The 18,602-nt window shown below is 44.4% G+C and carries 30 protein-coding genes; 24 read left to right on the plus strand and 6 right to left on the minus strand.

Translation table 11 applies throughout. The annotated features are described in order from the left end of the window. Positions 1-48: 48 nt before the first annotated feature. The 5 genes from KDW03_RS05825 to KDW03_RS05845 form a co-directional block, all read right to left on the minus strand. Positions 49-396, minus strand: a complete 348-nt coding sequence (locus KDW03_RS05825) for a single-stranded DNA-binding protein (RefSeq protein ID WP_271436444.1) — start codon at positions 394-396, stop codon at positions 49-51. Between the two features lie 310 nt (positions 397-706). Beyond that, positions 707-1,051, minus strand: a complete 345-nt coding sequence (locus tag KDW03_RS05830) for a hypothetical protein (RefSeq protein WP_271436445.1) — start codon at positions 1,049-1,051, stop codon at positions 707-709. A 76-nt stretch (positions 1,052-1,127) separates the two neighbouring features. Next, the gene (locus KDW03_RS05835) at positions 1,128-1,445 is read right to left on the minus strand and encodes a hypothetical protein (RefSeq protein ID WP_271436446.1); all 318 of its coding nucleotides are present in this window, start codon (positions 1,443-1,445) and stop codon (positions 1,128-1,130) included. Between the two features lie 32 nt (positions 1,446-1,477). Beyond that, positions 1,478-1,639: a hypothetical protein gene (locus KDW03_RS05840; protein ID WP_271436447.1), complete on the minus strand. Its 162-nt coding sequence runs from the start codon at positions 1,637-1,639 to the stop codon at positions 1,478-1,480. A 120-nt stretch (positions 1,640-1,759) separates the two neighbouring features. After that, positions 1,760-2,590, minus strand: a complete 831-nt coding sequence (locus KDW03_RS05845) for a hypothetical protein (RefSeq protein ID WP_271436448.1) — start codon at positions 2,588-2,590, stop codon at positions 1,760-1,762. A 995-nt stretch (positions 2,591-3,585) separates the two neighbouring features. Here KDW03_RS05845 and KDW03_RS05850 point away from each other — a divergent pair. Then, a complete protein-coding gene (locus tag KDW03_RS05850) occupies positions 3,586-4,305 on the plus strand; it encodes a tetratricopeptide repeat protein (RefSeq protein ID WP_271436449.1) in 720 nt (239 codons plus the stop codon). A gap of 1 nt (position 4,306) precedes the next feature. On the opposite strand, the gene KDW03_RS05855 is transcribed toward KDW03_RS05850, so the two are convergent. Then, positions 4,307-5,461, minus strand: a complete 1,155-nt coding sequence (locus tag KDW03_RS05855; RefSeq protein WP_271436450.1) for an AIR synthase related protein — start codon at positions 5,459-5,461, stop codon at positions 4,307-4,309. Positions 5,462-6,027: 566 nt separating this feature from the next. Between KDW03_RS05855 and rpsL the strand changes: the two genes are divergently transcribed. From rpsL to rpsE, 23 genes are all read left to right on the plus strand, one after another. Next, on the plus strand, positions 6,028-6,402 hold the full coding sequence (gene rpsL, locus KDW03_RS05860; RefSeq protein ID WP_271436451.1) for a 30S ribosomal protein S12: 375 nt from the start codon (positions 6,028-6,030) through the stop codon (positions 6,400-6,402). A gap of 17 nt (positions 6,403-6,419) precedes the next feature. Next, positions 6,420-6,893 carry a 30S ribosomal protein S7 gene (gene rpsG, locus KDW03_RS05865; protein WP_271436452.1) on the plus strand — a complete coding sequence of 158 codons (474 nt, stop codon included), beginning with the start codon at positions 6,420-6,422 and terminating at the stop codon, positions 6,891-6,893. Between the two features lie 9 nt (positions 6,894-6,902). Further along, positions 6,903-8,981 (plus strand): elongation factor G, encoded by a 2,079-nt coding sequence (gene fusA, locus KDW03_RS05870; RefSeq protein ID WP_271436453.1) that lies wholly within the window; start codon positions 6,903-6,905, stop codon positions 8,979-8,981. A 21-nt stretch (positions 8,982-9,002) separates the two neighbouring features. Next, positions 9,003-10,208, plus strand: coding sequence for an elongation factor Tu (tuf, locus tag KDW03_RS05875; RefSeq protein ID WP_271436454.1), 1,206 nt, complete (start codon positions 9,003-9,005; stop codon positions 10,206-10,208). A 17-nt stretch (positions 10,209-10,225) separates the two neighbouring features. Further along, complete coding sequence (gene rpsJ, locus KDW03_RS05880) at positions 10,226-10,528, plus strand: 30S ribosomal protein S10 (RefSeq protein WP_271436455.1); 303 nt, start codon at positions 10,226-10,228, stop codon at positions 10,526-10,528. A gap of 121 nt (positions 10,529-10,649) precedes the next feature. Beyond that, positions 10,650-11,231 carry a 50S ribosomal protein L3 gene (gene rplC, locus KDW03_RS05885; protein WP_271436456.1) on the plus strand — a complete coding sequence of 194 codons (582 nt, stop codon included), beginning with the start codon at positions 10,650-10,652 and terminating at the stop codon, positions 11,229-11,231. Positions 11,232-11,235: 4 nt separating this feature from the next. Next, on the plus strand, positions 11,236-11,877 hold the full coding sequence (gene rplD / locus KDW03_RS05890) for a 50S ribosomal protein L4 (RefSeq protein WP_271436457.1): 642 nt from the start codon (positions 11,236-11,238) through the stop codon (positions 11,875-11,877). Positions 11,878-11,889: 12 nt separating this feature from the next. Beyond that, positions 11,890-12,174 (plus strand): 50S ribosomal protein L23, encoded by a 285-nt coding sequence (rplW, locus tag KDW03_RS05895; RefSeq protein ID WP_271436458.1) that lies wholly within the window; start codon positions 11,890-11,892, stop codon positions 12,172-12,174. 23 nt (positions 12,175-12,197) lie between these two features. Beyond that, positions 12,198-13,028: a 50S ribosomal protein L2 gene (gene rplB, locus KDW03_RS05900; protein ID WP_271436459.1), complete on the plus strand. Its 831-nt coding sequence runs from the start codon at positions 12,198-12,200 to the stop codon at positions 13,026-13,028. A 14-nt stretch (positions 13,029-13,042) separates the two neighbouring features. Continuing rightward, positions 13,043-13,312, plus strand: coding sequence for a 30S ribosomal protein S19 (rpsS, locus tag KDW03_RS05905; RefSeq protein ID WP_271436460.1), 270 nt, complete (start codon positions 13,043-13,045; stop codon positions 13,310-13,312). 14 nt (positions 13,313-13,326) lie between these two features. Further along, positions 13,327-13,665, plus strand: a complete 339-nt coding sequence (rplV, locus tag KDW03_RS05910) for a 50S ribosomal protein L22 (RefSeq protein WP_271436461.1) — start codon at positions 13,327-13,329, stop codon at positions 13,663-13,665. A gap of 17 nt (positions 13,666-13,682) precedes the next feature. Further along, complete coding sequence (rpsC, locus tag KDW03_RS05915) at positions 13,683-14,333, plus strand: 30S ribosomal protein S3 (RefSeq protein ID WP_271436462.1); 651 nt, start codon at positions 13,683-13,685, stop codon at positions 14,331-14,333. Further along, the gene (rplP, locus tag KDW03_RS05920) at positions 14,333-14,746 is read left to right on the plus strand and encodes a 50S ribosomal protein L16 (protein WP_271436463.1); all 414 of its coding nucleotides are present in this window, start codon (positions 14,333-14,335) and stop codon (positions 14,744-14,746) included. The genes rpsC and rplP overlap by 1 nt, the downstream gene beginning before the upstream one ends. A gap of 12 nt (positions 14,747-14,758) precedes the next feature. Continuing rightward, positions 14,759-14,974, plus strand: a complete 216-nt coding sequence (gene rpmC / locus KDW03_RS05925) for a 50S ribosomal protein L29 (RefSeq protein ID WP_271436464.1) — start codon at positions 14,759-14,761, stop codon at positions 14,972-14,974. Positions 14,975-14,976: 2 nt separating this feature from the next. Continuing rightward, positions 14,977-15,231 (plus strand): 30S ribosomal protein S17, encoded by a 255-nt coding sequence (gene rpsQ / locus KDW03_RS05930; protein WP_271436465.1) that lies wholly within the window; start codon positions 14,977-14,979, stop codon positions 15,229-15,231. Between the two features lie 12 nt (positions 15,232-15,243). Further along, positions 15,244-15,612 carry a 50S ribosomal protein L14 gene (gene rplN / locus KDW03_RS05935; RefSeq protein WP_271436466.1) on the plus strand — a complete coding sequence of 123 codons (369 nt, stop codon included), beginning with the start codon at positions 15,244-15,246 and terminating at the stop codon, positions 15,610-15,612. 9 nt (positions 15,613-15,621) lie between these two features. After that, positions 15,622-15,942 carry a 50S ribosomal protein L24 gene (gene rplX, locus KDW03_RS05940; protein WP_271436467.1) on the plus strand — a complete coding sequence of 107 codons (321 nt, stop codon included), beginning with the start codon at positions 15,622-15,624 and terminating at the stop codon, positions 15,940-15,942. Between the two features lie 2 nt (positions 15,943-15,944). Next, complete coding sequence (rplE, locus tag KDW03_RS05945; protein ID WP_271436468.1) at positions 15,945-16,544, plus strand: 50S ribosomal protein L5; 600 nt, start codon at positions 15,945-15,947, stop codon at positions 16,542-16,544. A 12-nt stretch (positions 16,545-16,556) separates the two neighbouring features. After that, positions 16,557-16,742 carry a type Z 30S ribosomal protein S14 gene (locus KDW03_RS05950; RefSeq protein ID WP_271436469.1) on the plus strand — a complete coding sequence of 62 codons (186 nt, stop codon included), beginning with the start codon at positions 16,557-16,559 and terminating at the stop codon, positions 16,740-16,742. Positions 16,743-16,763: 21 nt separating this feature from the next. Then, on the plus strand, positions 16,764-17,147 hold the full coding sequence (rpsH, locus tag KDW03_RS05955) for a 30S ribosomal protein S8 (protein WP_271434178.1): 384 nt from the start codon (positions 16,764-16,766) through the stop codon (positions 17,145-17,147). 9 nt (positions 17,148-17,156) lie between these two features. Continuing rightward, positions 17,157-17,696 carry a 50S ribosomal protein L6 gene (gene rplF, locus KDW03_RS05960; RefSeq protein WP_271434179.1) on the plus strand — a complete coding sequence of 180 codons (540 nt, stop codon included), beginning with the start codon at positions 17,157-17,159 and terminating at the stop codon, positions 17,694-17,696. A gap of 13 nt (positions 17,697-17,709) precedes the next feature. Beyond that, complete coding sequence (gene rplR, locus KDW03_RS05965) at positions 17,710-18,075, plus strand: 50S ribosomal protein L18 (protein ID WP_271434180.1); 366 nt, start codon at positions 17,710-17,712, stop codon at positions 18,073-18,075. A gap of 14 nt (positions 18,076-18,089) precedes the next feature. Continuing rightward, entirely contained in the window at positions 18,090-18,596 is a 507-nt protein-coding gene (gene rpsE, locus KDW03_RS05970; protein WP_271434181.1) for a 30S ribosomal protein S5, read from the plus strand. Positions 18,597-18,602 lie beyond the last annotated feature (6 nt).

An 18,602-nucleotide genomic window follows, 5' to 3' on the forward strand; every position in this document is an offset into this window, starting at 1 on the left:
TCCGCCGGGCTTTTTTTGTGGAGGTGAGCGAAGGTTGGGATTTTACTTTTACGAGTTCTTTTTCTGTTTTGAGGGTGGCATAAACTTGACATCGTTAGCGGTGATGGTAACCTTTGCGTGTTTTTGTCCGGTTGGGTCTTCCCAACGGCTTTTATGGAGTTTTCCTGAGACGATGATTCTGCGGCCCTTTTTGAGGTAGGCGGCACAGATTTCGGCTATTTTTCCCCAGGCGGTCACCTCGAAGTAGCTGGTTTCCTTTTTTTCAGCTTGCTTTTGGGAGAAGGCTGTATGAGCGATAGCGAATCGAGTGTAAGCAGAACCTTCTGAGGTATAGCGGATCTGGGGTTCACGGACAACACCACCTTCAACAACCACCACATTAACGGATTTGGACATAGGATCCTCCTTGTTTTTTGTTTTTTTGCTACATATTATATCGAAAAAAATTTGTTATAATTGTTAAAAAAAGGCACCTTTGCGGGTCTTTTGAAAAAAAATTTTTTTAAGAAGGTGGAGTATCGAGAGGGTGCTATTTCCTTTTTGCAGTGGGGAAGAGCTATTACCATGGTACAGGGAAAACACTTTGTTGGTTTTACCATCTGCCGGTAACAAAGAAAAGAGGGTTTATTTTTTGATTTCTTCCAGGTATAGTGTATGCATGGAAACTGCAAAAAGCTAACCCAACTTGCAACCTAATGCTCTAAAACTAAGATGTATCAAGGCTTTCATTTTTTCGATTCTCCCTTTTAGGTAACACGGATTTTTTCTGAAAGAAGGGACATTCCTTATAGTTCAGGGCATGATATATCTCCCTTACACGAACGATGGGTTTACTGCATTTCTTTATGTAAATCGTCCTCCCTGTCCTCGTCTTCATCTCACTGGTAATAAGCTTCTGCGTGTTCATCCTCCTGACTATATTACTCCAATCATCTCTTATCCCCTTCGCCTTGAGCTTTTGCCTTATGGTGTTTACAACCATATACGCAAGGATACTCCCATAGATGTGTGCCTCTGAATAGATGTCTTTTTGATGAAACACTGGTCTCATCTTCAGATCACTCTTCAATACCCTGAATGTTCCCTCTATCTCCCTCAATGTGTTGTATATCTTCCATATCGTCTCTTCATCTTCCCCCTTGAGGGTGGTGCGGATAAAATGCCCCAGGCACCTTCACTCCTTCCACCCTCTTCCACTTAATCTCCGTCGCTATCCCATCCTTCTCCTTTATCTTCACCTCGTACAGACGGTTCACCGAGGGGTATCTCTCTTTTAACCTCCCAAGCCTCTCATATACCTTCTCTATCCTCTTTATCCCTCCCTTCCTCTCTATCCCCCGCTTGATAGACTCCAGCCCCTCTTCATACCTCTTTGAGAGTTCCTCTTCCATGCTCTGCTCTTTGAGCGCCTTCCCTTGCTCTTTATATACAAAACCTGTCTTCATATCCTTCAACTTCTACCCATTGGGCAAAAATCTCATTGCCTCTCTCTGTCTGTAAGCCTTCTGCCCTTCTCCTCTATCTCAGCTATATGACGGTCTTTCATCTTCGCAAGGGATACACATACATAGTCCCTCTTTTGCTCCCGTAACATCCTGAGATTCTCCTCAGTGGCTATCCCTGCATCTATTACTATCACAGGACAGTGACCCTCCAGGATATCGCTCCTCCATGTCTTTAATAGTCTTCTTCAAAGTCTTACTGTCCCTGATGTTTCCTTCATAGATATGGCTGTATCGGATGAAACCCATCGTGTCTGTCACCAATCCCAATGCCATAAGCTTTGCATCATTACGCCTCTCTTTGCTCCAAACCTCGCCTTCTCACTATCCCTCTTCTCCCCCTCAAAATAGAGATTCGTTAGATCATAGAGTATTATCTTGTCTTGCGGTGTAAATAACTCCCCAGTGCGTCTGGCCATCCATCGATCTATCTCCTCTTTGGCTTGATAAAGCTTTCGGCTCACTTTGTAAAGATGGTGCCTGCTTACACGCCCAGGCTCTACCCCATAAAGTTCACTTAACCCACTGTTTTCCTTCAGCCATTCCTCTGTCTTGTGCTCAGAAGCAGGAAATACCGCACGGGCAGTTATGTATATCATCGCCATCTTAATCCATCTCTCCTCCCACCCCAATTCACCCAGATATCTCGATAACCCTAACTCCTCAAGTGCCTGCCTGCATAACCACTCAGCACCAACCTCACGAGCATCATTATGCTCAAGACTGTTTACATCTACCTCCTGATAGTCATGAGACCCCTCATCTGCTGCCTCTGTGCTTACAAGGGATTCCTTTGGTATATCCAGTAACCCCTTCTGTATGATAATACTGGCATAATGCTGAGCAAGGTTTTCTATCTTTTGGGGTATCTGTGAAACAAAAAGGGAAGGCCTCTTGTAAACAATCTGTTCAATCCTGTCAGCAAGAACTTTATGGTCTGATCTATCAGGAAGTTCTTCGAGCTTACCAAGGTTGAGAATATTTCTATGTCTTACAGTATTACCGAGGCGATAACTCTCACAGAGGCGGTAGTAGGTATACCGTTTACCAGTCTTTCTGTTAGGTATGGATATAGGTTTAACGAACATGAGTAGAGTATAGCATAGGAGTGGCAGTAATGTCAAGTAGAAACTATTATTTAGGGACTACATACTAATTTCCAGAAACGATATTCATAAAAATCAAGGGGTTAGGAGCTTAAGATAACCCAAATTGGAGGATTTTTGGGGTAAAATGTTGCAAGTTGGGCTAAGAGCTTATGACAAAATTTCAGGGCAACTATTTCGGCAGAGTGTTTTGATCCTCATCAAAACTTGCTATTACCTTATCGCAGTCTACGGATAGTAACCCATGGACTGCCGAGGGGAGGAACGTTCCAGGTTTTCGCAAGCAAAGCAGGATCTTCCCTTACTACAGTCTGATTTTTGGTAGAAGAAACTGTAAAAGGGTAAGAGCTTGTTGCAAGGTCTTAAACTCAAAATTTCCTCACTGTTTTTATATTGCTGTGAAGGGTTGTCACAACTTGCTATTCTTTTATCGCAGCACCGATTTTTTTGCTATCACACTGCAACAAGTAAAGAGCATTGGCTATTTTCTTTTTCCTGAAATATGGTAATAGCAATCGTCTCTCCGCACACGGGAGTGAACGAAAAAAAGTATTTAACAGTTTAATCCTTGTCTGGCAGAGGTGATATTCCCATTTTGCAGGCCTGGATTTTCTAGTAAACTGTGATAAGGAAAGAGCTATAATGTTTTTTTCAACTGGAAAAGGGAATAGCTCACGTGCCATTGACATCCTCCTGCAACACGGGAAGCGCAAAACATATTTTTCTCACTGCAACAGGGAAAGAGTTATCTACCTAGGGAAAACATGAAGGGCCTTTACTATGTAACCACACACCACTCATTTTTTAAAACTGCGACAGGGTAAGAGCAATTCTTTTAAGGAAGAGACGAAGTGCCTCTTGTTTTATTTTTTTCCCTATGCTAACCATCATTTCTTACTCCATGGAAAACACGAGCGAAAAAACTTGCAAAAACTTTCTTTTCTCTTTATCTTAATAAGAAAGTCTAAGGAGTAAATATGAAAAGATGGTTTTTTATAGCCACTCTTTTTTTGTGGGGCACTGTTTTTGCGCAGGAAACAGAAACCGAAACACCAACCACCGAAACACCAAAGATCGAAGAGTCTGCACCGGCGGAATCTATTTCAGAGACCAGACCCACCCCTGCACCTTCACTTTCACCACAGATAGTGGAACCAAAACGTCCTGCTTTATCCCCTTCAAGTGAAGATCGACTTCTTCAAGCAATACAGGCCAATCCTACTGATAGAAATGCGTATAATCGTTTACTTGACTACTACCGAAGTCAGAATCGCACAGAAGACCATCTCAAGATCCTTATCAAAGCGATTCAAAACGTGGGAGGAAATCTCAACTATTACCTTCTCATGGGGGATGATTATATGACACTGGGAGATTATTCCAAAGCAATCATCTCCTATCAGTACGCCGTGAAAGAAGCCCCCAGCAATCCCGTTTGTTATCTTAAGCTTGGCAATGCCCATCTTGCTCAGAAAAACTACTACTCAGCAGAAACTGCCCTTCTGGCCGCGCTCCATTATGGAGAAGCCTCGGGCAAGATTAATGTTGCTTTTGCCTCTCGTCTTCTGGGTGAGTGTTATGAAGGTGTGAAAAACTACCAGGAATCACTCAAATGGTATCAGAAGGCTTACAGGCTTTCTCCCACCCAGGAATATAAAGCTTTTGTTAATCGTATTCAGGCTTTGACGAATCAATAATTTAATAAAAAAATTCCCCGAACGGTGTTTTGAGGATCACTTCATTGTGACTGTTTGGGGATGATTCAATCCTTCCAACAATTTTCGCTTCGATGTTATACTTTTCTCCGATATGGACCAGTGTTTCGGCAGCGTCACGTGGCACATAGACCTCAAGACGATGCCCCATGTTGAAGACCTGGTACATTTCTCTCCAGGGCACACCAGTTTTTTGTATAATCTCAAAAAGAGGTGGAACAGGAAAGAGGTTATCCTTAATATACCGAAGAGAAAAGCCAAAATGCTTGCATTTAACCTGTCCTCCTCCCGTACAATGAACGATACCGTGGATAGCCTCTCGCATCGTAGAAAGCATCTCCCGGATAATGGGCAGATACGACCTTGTTGGAGAAAGAAGTGCCTCACCTATGCAAAAGTTGGTGCCTGGGAGTCTATCTTCGAGGTGATAGGGCCCCTGGTAGACAAGATCGGGATTTATGGTAGCCGAAAAACTCTCAGGATACTTGAGAGCATACTCATGCGAGAGGAGTTGATGCCTGGCAAGCGTGAGACCATTGGAGGCAATGCCAGAGTTTGGTTGAGTTTCGTAACTACTCTGTCCCGTTGAGGAGAAACCCACAATCACATCACCAGGTTGCATTTTCATGGTGATCACTTCTTCGCCCTTGAGTTTGGCGATAGCGGTAGCGTCAACAATCACTGTCTGAACAAGGTCACCCACATCAGCCGTTTCTCCCCCACTCATCATACACACAATATTGTGAGGCCTGAGGGAAGAGAAAAACGTTTCATAGCCATGGATGATTGCCTTGATCGCCTCTCCTGGCACACGATGAGCATTTCTTCCGATAGTATTTGAAAACAAAAATGGTCCCGTTGCTCCAACGCAAGCCATATCGTCAATATTCATTACAGCGGCATCCTGCGCGAGGCCGGCATACCATTGATCATTGCCGGTTTCTTTTGCCATCAGATACGCCACACTTGATTTTGTCCCACTTCCGTCGGCATGCATGACAATGTACCTGTTGTGATGAAAAGGATCAGGTAAGATTTTACAAAAACTTCCAGGGAAAGCCCCTTCATTGAGGCCCTCGATGGCAGCATGAACATCCTCTTTGGTTGGAGAAACTCCCCTAAGTCTATATTTATCCATCGCGCGAACTCCATCATTTTGTAGTTTCTTATTATAATGAGAGTTTGAGGTATCTGTCAAAGAAAATCAGACGATCTTAAAGTTTTTATTGAATATATCTGTATTTTTTCTCTCGAGTACTACCGTAGAACAGGTTTACGTTTTCTTATAATAGGCTTGGATGGAGATTTTTAAAGATACCTGTACTAGAAAAATAAAAGAAGGAAAAGCAAAAGTATTGATCCACGCTGAAACAGAAAAGTATGTTTTTAGATTTTTCTAACTTTTTTCCGTTCATCGCTAGACCCCAAAAGCTAGTCTCGTCCTAAGTACCCAGGTAATTTTTTTCTAGGGTTTGGAAAATTTTGACAAAATTTTTCCAAAGAAGGCATTTTTTGGTTTTTTATGATTGGGAAAGGTGGGTACTGTTCTCTGCTCCAAGACTTTTCAAAGATGGAATATATGAAATAAAAAATTTTTTGTTTTCTTTTTCGTTGTTATCCCTCTCTTTGCTTGACAAATAGATTTTTTTGGTTTATAATATTTTTCACTTTAATTTTTTGAAAAAGGACAAGGAGATATTTGATATGCCAACGATCAATCAATTGGTGCGCAAGGGCAGACAAAAGGTACTCTATAAGAGTAAGTCGCCTGCTCTCGAGGGAAATCCTCAGAAGAGAGGTGTGTGTGTAAAAGTGACGACCATGACCCCCAAGAAGCCGAACTCTGCTTTGCGTAAGATTGCGAGGGTGCGCTTGAGTAATGGGATAGAGGTGACCGCCTATATTCCAGGTATTGGTCACAATCTTCAAGAGCACTCTGTTGTTTTGGTTCGAGGTGGTCGTGTAAAAGACCTTCCTGGTGTGCGTTATCATATTATTCGTGGTACTTTGGATGCGCTGGGTGTGGAGAAGCGTTTTACCAGCCGATCAAAGTATGGTGCTAAGAAACCAAAATCCTAAGAAAAAGAGGGTGAAGTATGCCTAGAAAAAAAACAGCGCAATTAGTTCGTTCGGTGACTCCCGATCCTAAATACAAAAGTGTACTTGTAGCTAAACTGATCAATAGGACGATGAAAGATGGTAAAAAAGCGATTGCTCAAAAGATTGTTTATGGTGCTATTGAGTATCTTGCAGAAAAAACCAAAACACCTGCTTTAGAGGCTTTTGAGCAAGCCATTCAAAACATTAAACCACCTATTGAAGTTCGTTCTCGGCGTGTAGGTGGTGCTACCTATCAGGTGCCTGTTGAAGTGAGACCAGAGCGTCAGATTGCTCTTGCCTTTCGTTGGTTGGTGACACTTTCTGCAAAACGGAAAGGCCACTCTATGGCTGAAAAGCTTGGGGCGGAATTAGTAGATGCTTTTCATAATACCGGATCTTGTGTGAAGAAAAAAGAAGATACTATCAAGATGGCAGAGGCTAACCGTGCCTTTGCTCATTACCGCTGGTAAGGAGAGGATATGGCCACAGAAAAGATTTATCCACTCGAAAAAGTACGAAACATTGGTATTGCGGCCCATATTGACGCGGGTAAGACGACCACAACGGAACGTATTCTCTACTATACCGGAAAAACCCACAAGGTTGGTGAGGTACATGATGGCGCTGCTGAGATGGACTGGATGATTCAGGAAAAAGAGCGTGGTATTACGATTACGAGTGCAGCGACCACCTGTTTTTGGAAAGATATCAAGATCAATATTATTGATACACCTGGACACGTTGATTTTACCGCTGAAGTGGAGCGTTCTCTCCGTGTCCTTGATGGGGCTGTAGCTATTTTTGATGCCGGAGAGGGTGTGGAACCTCAGTCTGAGACTGTCTGGCGCCAGGCAGACAAATATAACGTGCCCCGTATCGCTTTTGTGAACAAGATGGATAAAGTGGGCGCTGATTTTTACATGTGCGTTGAATCAATGCACAAGAAATTAGGGGTAAAGGCTTTACCTCTGCAGGTACCTCTTGGTTCGGAGTCAAGTTTTGTTGGGGTTATCGATGTCATTGAGGAAAAGGCATACGATTGGACCAATGATGATCAGGAGGGTATGAAATACGAGATAAAGCCGGTTCCTGAAGAATACAAAGATAAAGTAAAAGAATTTCGTCATAATATCGTCGAGACCGTGTGTGAATCAGATGACATTTTGCTTGAGAAATATCTTGGTGGCGAAGAGCTTACAGTTGAGGAGATTAAAACAGGCTTGCGTAAACTGGTGATTCAGTCTAAGGTCTTCCCCGTCTTATGTGGAAGTTCTCTGAAGAACAAAGGTGTTCAGCTTATGTTGGATGCGATTAAGGATTATTTGCCTTCACCGCTTGATATAGCAGCTGTGAAAGGTACTGATCCGGCTACCGGGAACGAGGTTGTCTGTAAGACTGTAGATACCGAGCCTTTTGTCGGTCTCGCTTTTAAGGTTATGGTGGATCCCTTTGTAGGAAAGCTTGTTTTTGTCAGAGTGTATTCTGGTAAGCTTGAAAAGGGAAGTTATGTATACAACGCAACCAAGGGAGTTAAAGAACGCGTAGCGCGACTTTTGCGAATGCATGCGAACAAACGAGAAGAGATTGACTTTGTTGCAGCTGGTGATATTGTTGCGGTTGTAGGACTGAAAGATACGGTGACAGGGGATACGATTTGTGCGGAAGAACGCAAGGTTGTTCTCGAGTCTATTGATTTTCCTGAACCGGTGATTAATGTGGCTATTGAACCCAAGAGCAAAGACGATATCGATAAAATGAATGATGTTCTCCGAAAACTTCAAGAAGAGGATCCTACTTTCCGTGTGAAGACGGACGAGGAGACAGGGCAAACACTCATTTATGGTATGGGAGAGCTTCATCTTGAGATTATCGTTGATCGTATGCTTCGTGAATTTAAGGTTCAGGCAAATGTTGGTAAACCTCAGGTTGCCTATCGTGAAACGATTCGAAAAAGCTCAAAGGTGGAGAGTAAATACATCCGTCAAAGTGGTGGTAAGGGACAATACGGTCATGTGATTATGGAGATTGAGCCTCTCCCTGAAGGAGCTGGTTTTGAATTTGTTGACAAAGTAGTTGGTGGACGTATTCCCAAAGAATTTATTCCTGCTATCCAAAAGGGTGTAGAAGAAGCCATGAATAATGGTGTTATTGGTGGTTACCCCGTCGTGGATGTTCGCGTGAATGTTCTGGATGGAAGCTATCATGAGGTTGACTCTTCGGAAATGGCTTTCAAGATTGCTGCTTCCAAGGGATTTAAAGATGCTATGGCTCAAGCAGACCCTGTGCTTCTTGAGCCGATCATGAGGGTGGACGTGATTGTTCCTGAGGATTATCTGGGCGATGTGATTGGCGATTTGAGCTCGAGACGCGCGAAGATTGAGGGTATGGAGCAAAAAGGTAATGCGCGAGTGGTCACAGCAAAAGTCCCTCTGGGTGAGATGTTTGGGTATGCCACAACGCTACGTTCGCTTTCACAGGGACGCGCGAATTATTCGATGGTATTTTCTAATTATGCTGAAGTGCCCAAAGCCAATTGGGATGCTATCTTGAAAAAGTAGAATAACCAAAAGGAGGATAAAATGGCTGAAGGTAAGTTTGAGAGAACAAAGCCGCATTTAAATGTAGGTACTATTGGTCACGTAGACCATGGTAAAACAACATTGACGGCAGCGATTACAAAGTATCTTGCTCTTCAGGGGAAGGCAAAACTTCGAAGGTATGATGAAATTGATAATGCTCCTGAAGAAAAGTCTCGTGGTATTACCATTAATACGGCTCACGTTGAGTATGAGACAGACAAACGTCACTATGCTCACGTAGACTGTCCTGGTCACGCTGACTACATTAAGAACATGATCACTGGTGCAGCTCAGATGGACGGTGCTATTCTTGTGGTGGCTGCTACTGACGGTGTGATGCCTCAGACTCGTGAGCACGTACTTCTGGCTCGTCAGGTGAACGTGCCTTCTATCGTGGTCTTCTTGAACAAGGTTGACCAGATTGCAAAAGGTGATGAAGAGTTGATCGACATCGTGGAAATGGATATCCGCGAGCTTCTCAACTCGTATCAGTTCCCTGGTGATGAGATTCCTATCATCCGTGGTTCGGCTCTCCTTGCGAATGAGTCAACTTCTACTGATCCAAACGCTCCTGAGTATGCTTGTATCAAGGAACTTACCGAGGCTTTGGATAACTACTTCAAGGAACCCGAGAGAGAGCTTGACAAGCCTTTCCTCATGCCTATTGAAGATATCTTCTCCATCACCGGACGTGGTACCGTGGCAACGGGAAGAATTGAACGTGGAAAAATAAAGGTTGGTGAAGAAGTAGAGATCGTAGGTTACAAGGAAACCAGAAAGACAACGGTTACCGGTGTAGAAATGTTCCGCAAGCTTCTCGATGAAGGTTTGGCTGGTGATAACGTAGGTCTTCTTCTCCGCGGTGTAGAAAAAGACGAAATTCGCCGTGGTATGGTGCTTGCTAAGCCCGGTGCTATTACCCCTCATAAGAAGTTTGAAGCAGAAGTGTACGTGCTTAAGAAAGAAGAGGGTGGCCGAAGCACACCTTTCCATGTTGGGTATCGTCCTCAGTTTTATATCAGAACAGCTGATGTGACGGGTACTATTGCAGCTATTAAAGGAGCTGATCTCGTGATGCCAGGTGATAATGTGAATATGACCATTGAGCTCATTGTAAACGTGGCTATCGAGAAGGGTATGCGTTTTGCTATCCGAGAGGGTGGTAGAACGGTTGGTGCTGGTGTAGTGACAAACATCATCGAATAAAGTCAAGTGAGGCGAATGTGAGCAGGATTAGGATCAGACTGAAGGCATATGATGCCGCGCTGATTGATCGATCCGCCAGGATGATTGTTGAAACCGTGAAAAGTAAAGGTGGAAGGGTATCGGGACCGATACCCCTTCCTACCCGTATACGCAAGTACACGGTTCTTCGATCACCACATGTGGACAAGGATTCTCGAGAGCAGTTTGAGATCCGGCTCCACAAGCGCTTGGTTGATATTCTTGCCCCTTCTGCAGAGTTGATTGGAGCGCTCTCTGAGCTTCAGCTTCCTGCAGGTGTGGAGATTGAGATCAAGCAGTAGGCGGTTTTTGGCGCACACGGAAGCGCTTTTGGTGAAAGCGCAAGAGATTCGATTATTATGGATAAGCAGGGCCATCTTATAAAGAGGGGATGGCCTTACACTATAAGATAGGTGGAGTAATATGAAAGCAAAAAAGGTCGGTATTATTGGGCGCAAGCTGGGTATGACACAGATGTATGTTGATGGTCAGCTTGTCGGCGTAACAGTCGTGGACTTTTCCGACATGATTCTGATAGGTACCCGAACACAGGAGAAAAATGGCTATGTGGCAGCCATTCTTGGGTATGATTTTAAGGATTTTGAGCCACGCTATATTCGGGAGGTTCGTCTGGAAAATCCCGCCATCTATGAAGATGGTCAATTTCTTCAGGCTTTACAGGAAATCAAAAGCGTGGATGTGTTCGGTGTAATGAAGGGTCGTGGTTTTGCGGGAGTGATGAAGCGCCATGGCTTCCATGGAGGTCCTGCTTCTCATGGTGCTAAACACTGGCATAGGAGACCAGGATCGATTGGTGGACATACCTTCCCTGCAAAAGTCTGGAAAGGGAAAAAGATGGCTGGCCATTATGGGAATGCCAATGTGGCTGTGCTCCATCAGCAGCTGGTAAAAGTGGATACAGAGAAGAGGCTTCTCTATATTAAAGGAGCTATTCCCGGATCCAGGAACAGCTACGTGATGGTCAGAGATTCGGTAAAGGAGTAAAGCAATGAAGCTGGATGTGTTTCAGGGCAATACGAAGAGTGGTTCTCTGGAAGTAAAATTGGCGGTAACGGACAAGGTTGAGGCTACTTCTGAGCATACGATTTATCAGGCTGTTGTTGTTCGTCTGGCAAATGAGAGACAGGGAACACTCTCGACATTGACAAAATCTGAGGTTCGTGGTGGAGGAAAGAAACCATGGCGTCAGAAAGGTCTGGGACGTGCCCGCGCAGGTTCTATTCGTTCTCCTCTCTGGCGAGGTGGTGGTGTTACGTTTGGACCGAAACCTCGAGATTTTTCTTTGAAGATCAACCAGAAGATGAAAACAAAGGCTTACATTTCTGTGTTCTCAAAAATGAATGAGCTTGGGCGGTTGAAGGTAATTACAGGGTTTAGCTATAACGAGATGAAAACCAAAGCCTTTTTAAAGGCGTTTTCTGCTTATTGTGTTGATCCTGCTGAAAAGATGGTTATCATCACAGAGGCTAAAAACCCCGCTCTGTACCTCTCAACACGAAATCTCCCCAATGTAACTGTAATGTATGTAGATCAGATGGATATTTTGCCCCTTGTGTATGCTGATAGGATCTACATAACCGATAAGGCCTTGACGCTTCTTGATGAGCGTTATGCCAAGATTTTTGGATAATGGGGTATGCGTATGACAGAACCAGCTATGATTCTGTTGGCACCGGTAATTACTGAGAAGAGCAGCATGCTTAAAGAACAGAAAAAGTATGTTTTTGAAGTGTCTATGGATGCCAACAAGATTGAGATCGCAAGGGCAGTAGAAGCTCTTTACAAAGGTGTTAAGGTGGCAAAGGTGAATATCACCCGGGTTCATCCGAAATGGAAGAGAATCCGTATGCAATCAGGGTTAACCAAATGGCGGAAAAAAGCCGTGGTGACTCTTGAAAAAGGTGAGATCGACTTTTTTAAGGCGTAAAAATTGAAGCGTGAGGGAAAACTATGGGATTAAAGAGATTTAAGCCAGTAACTCCCGGACTTCGACACCGGGTAAGTTATGACTACAGTGAGATCACCAAATCAGAACCCGAGAAGACACTGATTGGTGGTACAAAGCGGGGACGCGGAGACGGTCGTAACAGTCAGGGCCGTATCACAGCGGAACATCGAGGCGGTGGAAACAAGAGATTTTATCGTATCATTGATTTCAAGCGCGATAAATGGAATGTTCCCGCTAAAGTGGTGGCTATCGAGTATGATCCAAACAGAACAGCTCGTATAGCTTTATTACATTATGTTGATGGGGAAAAACGCTATATTCTCGCCCCCAAGGATTTAAAAGTTGGTGATTTTGTCGAGAGTGGTGAAAACGTCGAAATCAAGCCAGGGAATGCTCTTCCTTTGAAGAATATTCCTGTCGGTACACTGATTCACAATGTGGAGCTCAAGCCTGGGAAGGGTGGACAGCTCGCTCGTTCTGGCGGATCGTATGCGAAGCTGGACGGACGGGAAGGAAAGTACGCCATTCTTCGCCTGCCTTCAGGAGAAATCCGCATGGTGCTTCAGGTATGTATGGCTACGATTGGAGAGGTTTCCAACTCTGACCGTATTAATATCGTCCTTGGTAAAGCTGGGCACTCTCGGCATCTGGGTATTCGTCCGACCGTTCGTGGTACAGCCATGAACGCTGTTGATCACCCACATGGTGGTGGACGTGGTAAGCAGAAGGGTTATCCAACCCCTGTAAGCCGTACAAATGTGCCAGCCAAGGGCTACAAGACGCGCAAGAAGAACAAGTATACCAACCAGTATATCTTGTCGCGTAAGAAATAACGAGAGGTGAGACTATGAGTCGTTCGGTAAAGAAAGGACCTTATGTAGATGCGAAGCTGTACAAGAAGGTAATAGCGATGCAGAATGCATCAGAAAAACAGCCGATCAAAACCTGGTCAAGACGCTCAACGATTATTCCCGAGATGATTGGCTTGACAATTCAGGTATATAATGGTAAAATATTTGTCCCGGTTTATATCAACGAGAATATGGTCGGGCATAAGCTTGGTGAGTTTGCTCCGACACGTATTTTCCGTGGACACGCCGGGACGAAGAAAGCCTAATATGGAGTAAGACGATGAATGCAGTAGCACGAGCGCGCTATTTGCGCATTTCTCCGCTGAAGTTGCGTAAGGTGATAAAGATTTTGAAAGGCAAAGAGCTTCAGGAAGCTATGGATATGATGAAACTGCTCCCTCACAAGGGCGCAAAAATGGTGTACAAAGTACTCCATGCTGCAAAGGCAAACTTCATTAGCCGTTATCCTGATGCTCGTGGTTCGGTGTTGGTGATTGACCGTATTTTTGTGGATGAGGCTGGTGCTTTTAAGCGTGTTATGCCTCGGGCACGTGGTCGAGCTGATATCATTCACAGAAGAATGTCTCACCTGACTGTCGTTGTGAAGGTCATGGAATAAGTGAAAGAGGTGATGCTATGGGACAGAAAGTAAATCCTAATGGACTGCGTTTAGGGATTAGTCGTGGCTGGGATTCTGTATGGTATAGCGAGAGAAACTATGCAGAAAATGTACTCGAGGATCACAAGATTCGAACGTATCTGCGCAAGAACTATGGCTCTGCCTTTATCTCCCATGTTGAGATAGTGCGTTTTAGCGATCAGGTTCGGGTAACGATACATGCTGCTCGTCCGGGTTCTATTATCGGCAAGAAGGGAGCAGAGATTGAGATTATTACCAAAGAACTTCAGAAATTGGTGAAAGAGGGTCGAAGGGTCTCTGTTTCCGTAAAGGAGATTAAGGTTCCCGAGCTGGATGCCAGTGTGGTTGGACAGGATATTGCTCGTCAGATTGAGCGGCGTACCAGCTACAAAAGAGCCATCAAACAGGCTATCCGTAATGCCATGAAAAGTGGTGCAAAGGGTATTAAGGTGAGAATTTCCGGTCGTTTGAATGGCGCGGAGATTGCTCGTACCGAAGAGTTCAAAGAGGGCCGACTACCTCTTTCTACCTTGAAGGCTGATATTGACTACTGTGTTTCTGAAGCGTATACTGAAATGGGTGCAATTGGCATCAAGGTGTGGATCTATAGAGACAGTCGAGATACTGTTGAGAAAAGGAGACGCTAATGCTTTTCCCAAGTAGAACAAAGTATCGTAAACAACAACGCGGGACCATGAAGGGACTCGCACATAAAGGAGAGCTCATTTCCTTCGGTGATTATGGAATGATTGCTCTGGAAGCTGCCTGGATTACCGATCGGCAGATTGAGGCTATGCGTGTGGCTATAAGCCGAATGCTGGGCAAGTCTGGTAAGATGTGGATCCGGATCTTTCCTGATAAACCCTATACCAAAAAGGGTGAGGGAGTCCGTATGGGTAAAGGAAAAGGTATGCCTGATGGTTGGGTAGCTGTGGTGAAACCAGGTCGTGTTATTGCTGAAATTGCCGGGCTTTCTGAAGAAGAAGCAAAAGAAGCTTTTCGTCTTGCTTCTCATAAGCTACCTATTACCACCAAGTTTGTGAGTCGCGTGGATTCGTAATGGAGGTGGATGATGGCTACAAAGAAGGTAAAAGAGCTTCGGCAGCTTAAGAAAGAAGAACTTCTTAAGCTTTTGGCAGATCTTCAACAAAAGCTTTTGCAGATACGTTTCCGTTCTCGGATTGAGAAGCCAACAAATCCCATGGAGAAACGCAATATTCGCCGTGAGATTGCTGTGATTCATACAATTCTCCGAGAAATGGAAATGAAGCAGGCTAAGGAGAAATAACCATGGAACAGAAGACGACAAAAACCATTATTGGTAAAGTGGTCAGTGATAAGATGGATAAGACCCGCGTTGTGGCGGTTCAGAAACGAAAGACCCACGCTCAGTATGGGAAGCAGGTTCTCCGTGAGATGAAGGTATATGCTCACGATGAGGAGAATCGTTCTCATGTGGGTGATGTCGTGGAGCTTGAGTTTTCTCGTCCTCTTTCCAAGACAAAACGCTGGGTTGTGACCAAAGTTATTGAAAGCAGAGACTAAGGGAGGCGTACTATGGTTATGTTAGGAACAAGGCTCACCGTAGCTGATAACTCCGGAGCAAAGGTTATTGAATGTTTTCATGTTGAGGGAAGTTCTCGGAGACGCTATGCATCGGTGGGAGATACTATTATTGCAAGTGTGAAGGTCGCTCTTCCAAACTCTGGAGTAAAGAAGGGAGAGGTGGTTCGCGCGGTTGTTGTTCGCACAACCAAAGAGCTTCGTCGTAAAGATGGTTCGACGATTCGCTTTGATAGAAACTCTGCGGTTCTGATTAACAAACAGGGAGAACCCCGCGGAACCCGTATCTTTGGGCCGGTGGCTCGTGAGCTGAGGGATAAGAATTTCATGAAGATTATTTCCCTGGCTCCAGAAGTATTTTAGGAGAGGCTTATGAAGATTCGAAAAGGTGATACGGTTGTAGTTATCGCTGGACGCGATAAAGGGAAAAAATCCGAGGTTGTTCGTGTTGATCGCAAGGCTGACAAGGCTATTGTGAAGGGTATAAATATTGTGAAGAAAGCAGTACGTCGTTCACAAGAACATCCTGCGGGTGGTTTTGTTGAGGTGGAATCTTTTATCCATGCTTCTAACTTGATGCTCTTCTGTCCGAAGTGCAACAAGGGTGTACGTGTAAAGATGGTTATCGACAAAGACAAAAAATACCGCGTATGCAAGAAGTGTGGTTACAAATTTGAAGAGACGAGGAGTTAATCATGGCAAAGGCAAAGACAGGTAACAAGCCGGCAGCTCCGCTCGCCAGTGGCTATGTTCCTCGCTTGAAAAAGCACTATCTTGAGGTAGTGCGGAAGCAACTTCAGGAACAGTACAAGTATACTTCTTCAATGCAGATACCCAGATTGGAAAAGATTGTGATCAATGTGGGCGTTGGTAAAGATACCGTGCAGGACAAAGGGGCTATTGACCCTGTGGTAGATGAGATCACCCTTATTGCTGGGCAAAAAGCTGTAAAAACGTATGCAAGGGTGTCGATTTCTAACTTCCATCTTCGTGAAGGGATGCCTATTGGTGTGAAGGTTACGCTTCGTGGGGCAAGGATGTATGATTTTCTCGATAAGCTCGTGACGATTGCTTTGCCTCGTGTGAGAGACTTTAAGGGAGTTTCTACATCCAGCTTTGACGGGCGCGGTAATTATACTATTGGACTTCGTGAACAGCTTGTTTTCCCTGAAATTGATTATGATAAGATTAAAAAGATTCGGGGTATGGATATTACTTTTGTGACGACAGCGAAGACAGATGATGAGGCATATCAGTTGCTTTCTTTGATGGGTATGCCTTTCAAGGAAAAGTAAGGGAGGGAACGTATGGCAAAGAAGTCCATGATTGCTAAGTGGAAAAAACCCAAGAAGTTTTCGGTAAGAGAATATAACCGCTGTAATATTTGTGGTCGTCCTCGAGCCTACATCAGAGATTTTGGTCTTTGCCGTCTCTGCTTCCGTAAGATGGCATCTGAAGGGCTTTTACCGGGCGTACGCAAATCCAGCTGGTAAAAACGAAGAGTGGAGAAAGCTATGGATAGATTAGCGAATGCATTTACCAAGATTCGCAATGCTGTAGAAAGAAAGCATCCCGTGGTTACAGTTTCTAAGTCTGTGATGATGGGAGAGATTCTTTCTATTTTGAAAAGGGAAGGCTACATCACTGATTTCAGGGATGCTGAGACGGATAAATATGCCTATGAAATTCAACTGAAATACGTGGGCGGTAAGTCAGTGATTCAGGGAATCAAGCGTGTGAGTCGTTTGAGCCGTCGTGTGTATGTGAAAGCGGATGCTATTCCCTGCGTCTATAATAACTATGGTATTGCAATCCTCACAACCTCCAAGGGTGTTTTGACTGATAAGGAAGCGAGAAATCTTGGGGTAGGTGGTGAGGTGATCTGTTATGTTTGGTAAGGAGGGCGTATGTCAAGACTAGCAAAAAAGCCGATTGTATTGCCTTCCGGTGTGACTGTGAAGGTAGAGGTGGATACAGTTACTGTAGAGGGAAAGTTAGGAAAACTCACCCAAACGTATCTCCCTTATTATGTGTCTATTGAGGTAGTTGACGGCAAGGTTATGGTAAAGCCCAAAGAGGTATTTGGAGCGGCTGCCTACACTGGTCTGTATTGGGCAATAATTCGCAATATGGTGAAGGGAGTTTCTGAGGGATTTTCCAAACAGTTAACGATCCAGGGTCTCGGATACAAATGGGAGCTCAGAGGGACCAAACTGGTGTGTACGGTAGGTTTTTCTCATCCCGTTGAGTTTACTCCTCCTCAGGGTATTACTTTGGCCCTCGAGAACAATAATACTGTACTCAAGGTTTCTGGTATTGATAAACACCTTGTTGGGCAGGTTGCAGCGAATATTCGTGAGATTAAGCCCCCTGAACCCTACAAGGGCAAAGGTATCCGTTATGTGAACGAGCATGTGCGTATCAAAGAAGGGAAAACCGGTAAATAAGTGAGGTGAAGATATGATTGACAAGGTAAAAGTGAAACAAGAGCGTTGGCAAAAAGCTAAAAAGCGCAGCAAAAAACACCTCAAGGTGGCTCAAGATGCCTGTCGGATAGTGGTTTTTAAGTCTAACAAGTACCTCTATGCTCAGATTGTTGATGCTGAGAATCGGGTGCTTGGTTGTGTTTCCTCTATCAGTAAGGAACTTAAGGATAAAAAGCTTGGCAAAAATATTGCGAGCGCAGAGGCTATTGGTCAGGCCTTGGCTGAGAAGATTAAATCTCTCAAGGTGAAGAAGGTGGTTTTTGATCGCAATGGTTACAAATACCATGGCAAAGTCAAAGCCCTTGCTGATGCCTGCCGCAAGGCCGGGATACAATTTTAGAGTAGAGGTGAGGTATGGCAGAGAATAAAATACAGGCTCAGGAATGGCAAGAAAAGGTAGTGAGCATCCGTCGTGCAGCTAAGGTGACTACAGGAGGAAAGCGTTTCCGTTTTAATGCACTGGTGGTTGTTGGAAACGGCAAAGGCATGGTTGGTTTTGGTTATGGAAAAGCTAACGAAATGGCTGATGCCATTCGCAAAGCAAAAGATAAGGCTATTAAGGCTGCTGTGAAAATCAATCTTAAAGGGACGACTATTCCTCATGAGGTGATCGGAAAGTATAAAAGTGGCGTTGTGTTGCTGCGTCCGGCCTCAAAGGGTACCGGTGTGATTGCCGGTGGCGCCGTTCGACCTTTGTTGGAGCTTGTTGGTGTTCATGATGTGTTGACAAAATCTCTTCGTTCTACGAATAGCATGAACCTTGTAAAGGCTACGATGAATGGTTTGATGCAGCTTATGGATGCTAAAGAGGTTGCTGAACGTCGTGGCCTGAGTGTAGAGAAGATGTTTGGCAAGGAATAGGTGGAG

The sequence above is a fragment of the Thermospira aquatica genome (assembly GCF_023525255.1).
Classification (GTDB): Bacteria; Spirochaetota; Brevinematia; order Brevinematales; family Thermospiraceae; genus Thermospira; species Thermospira aquatica.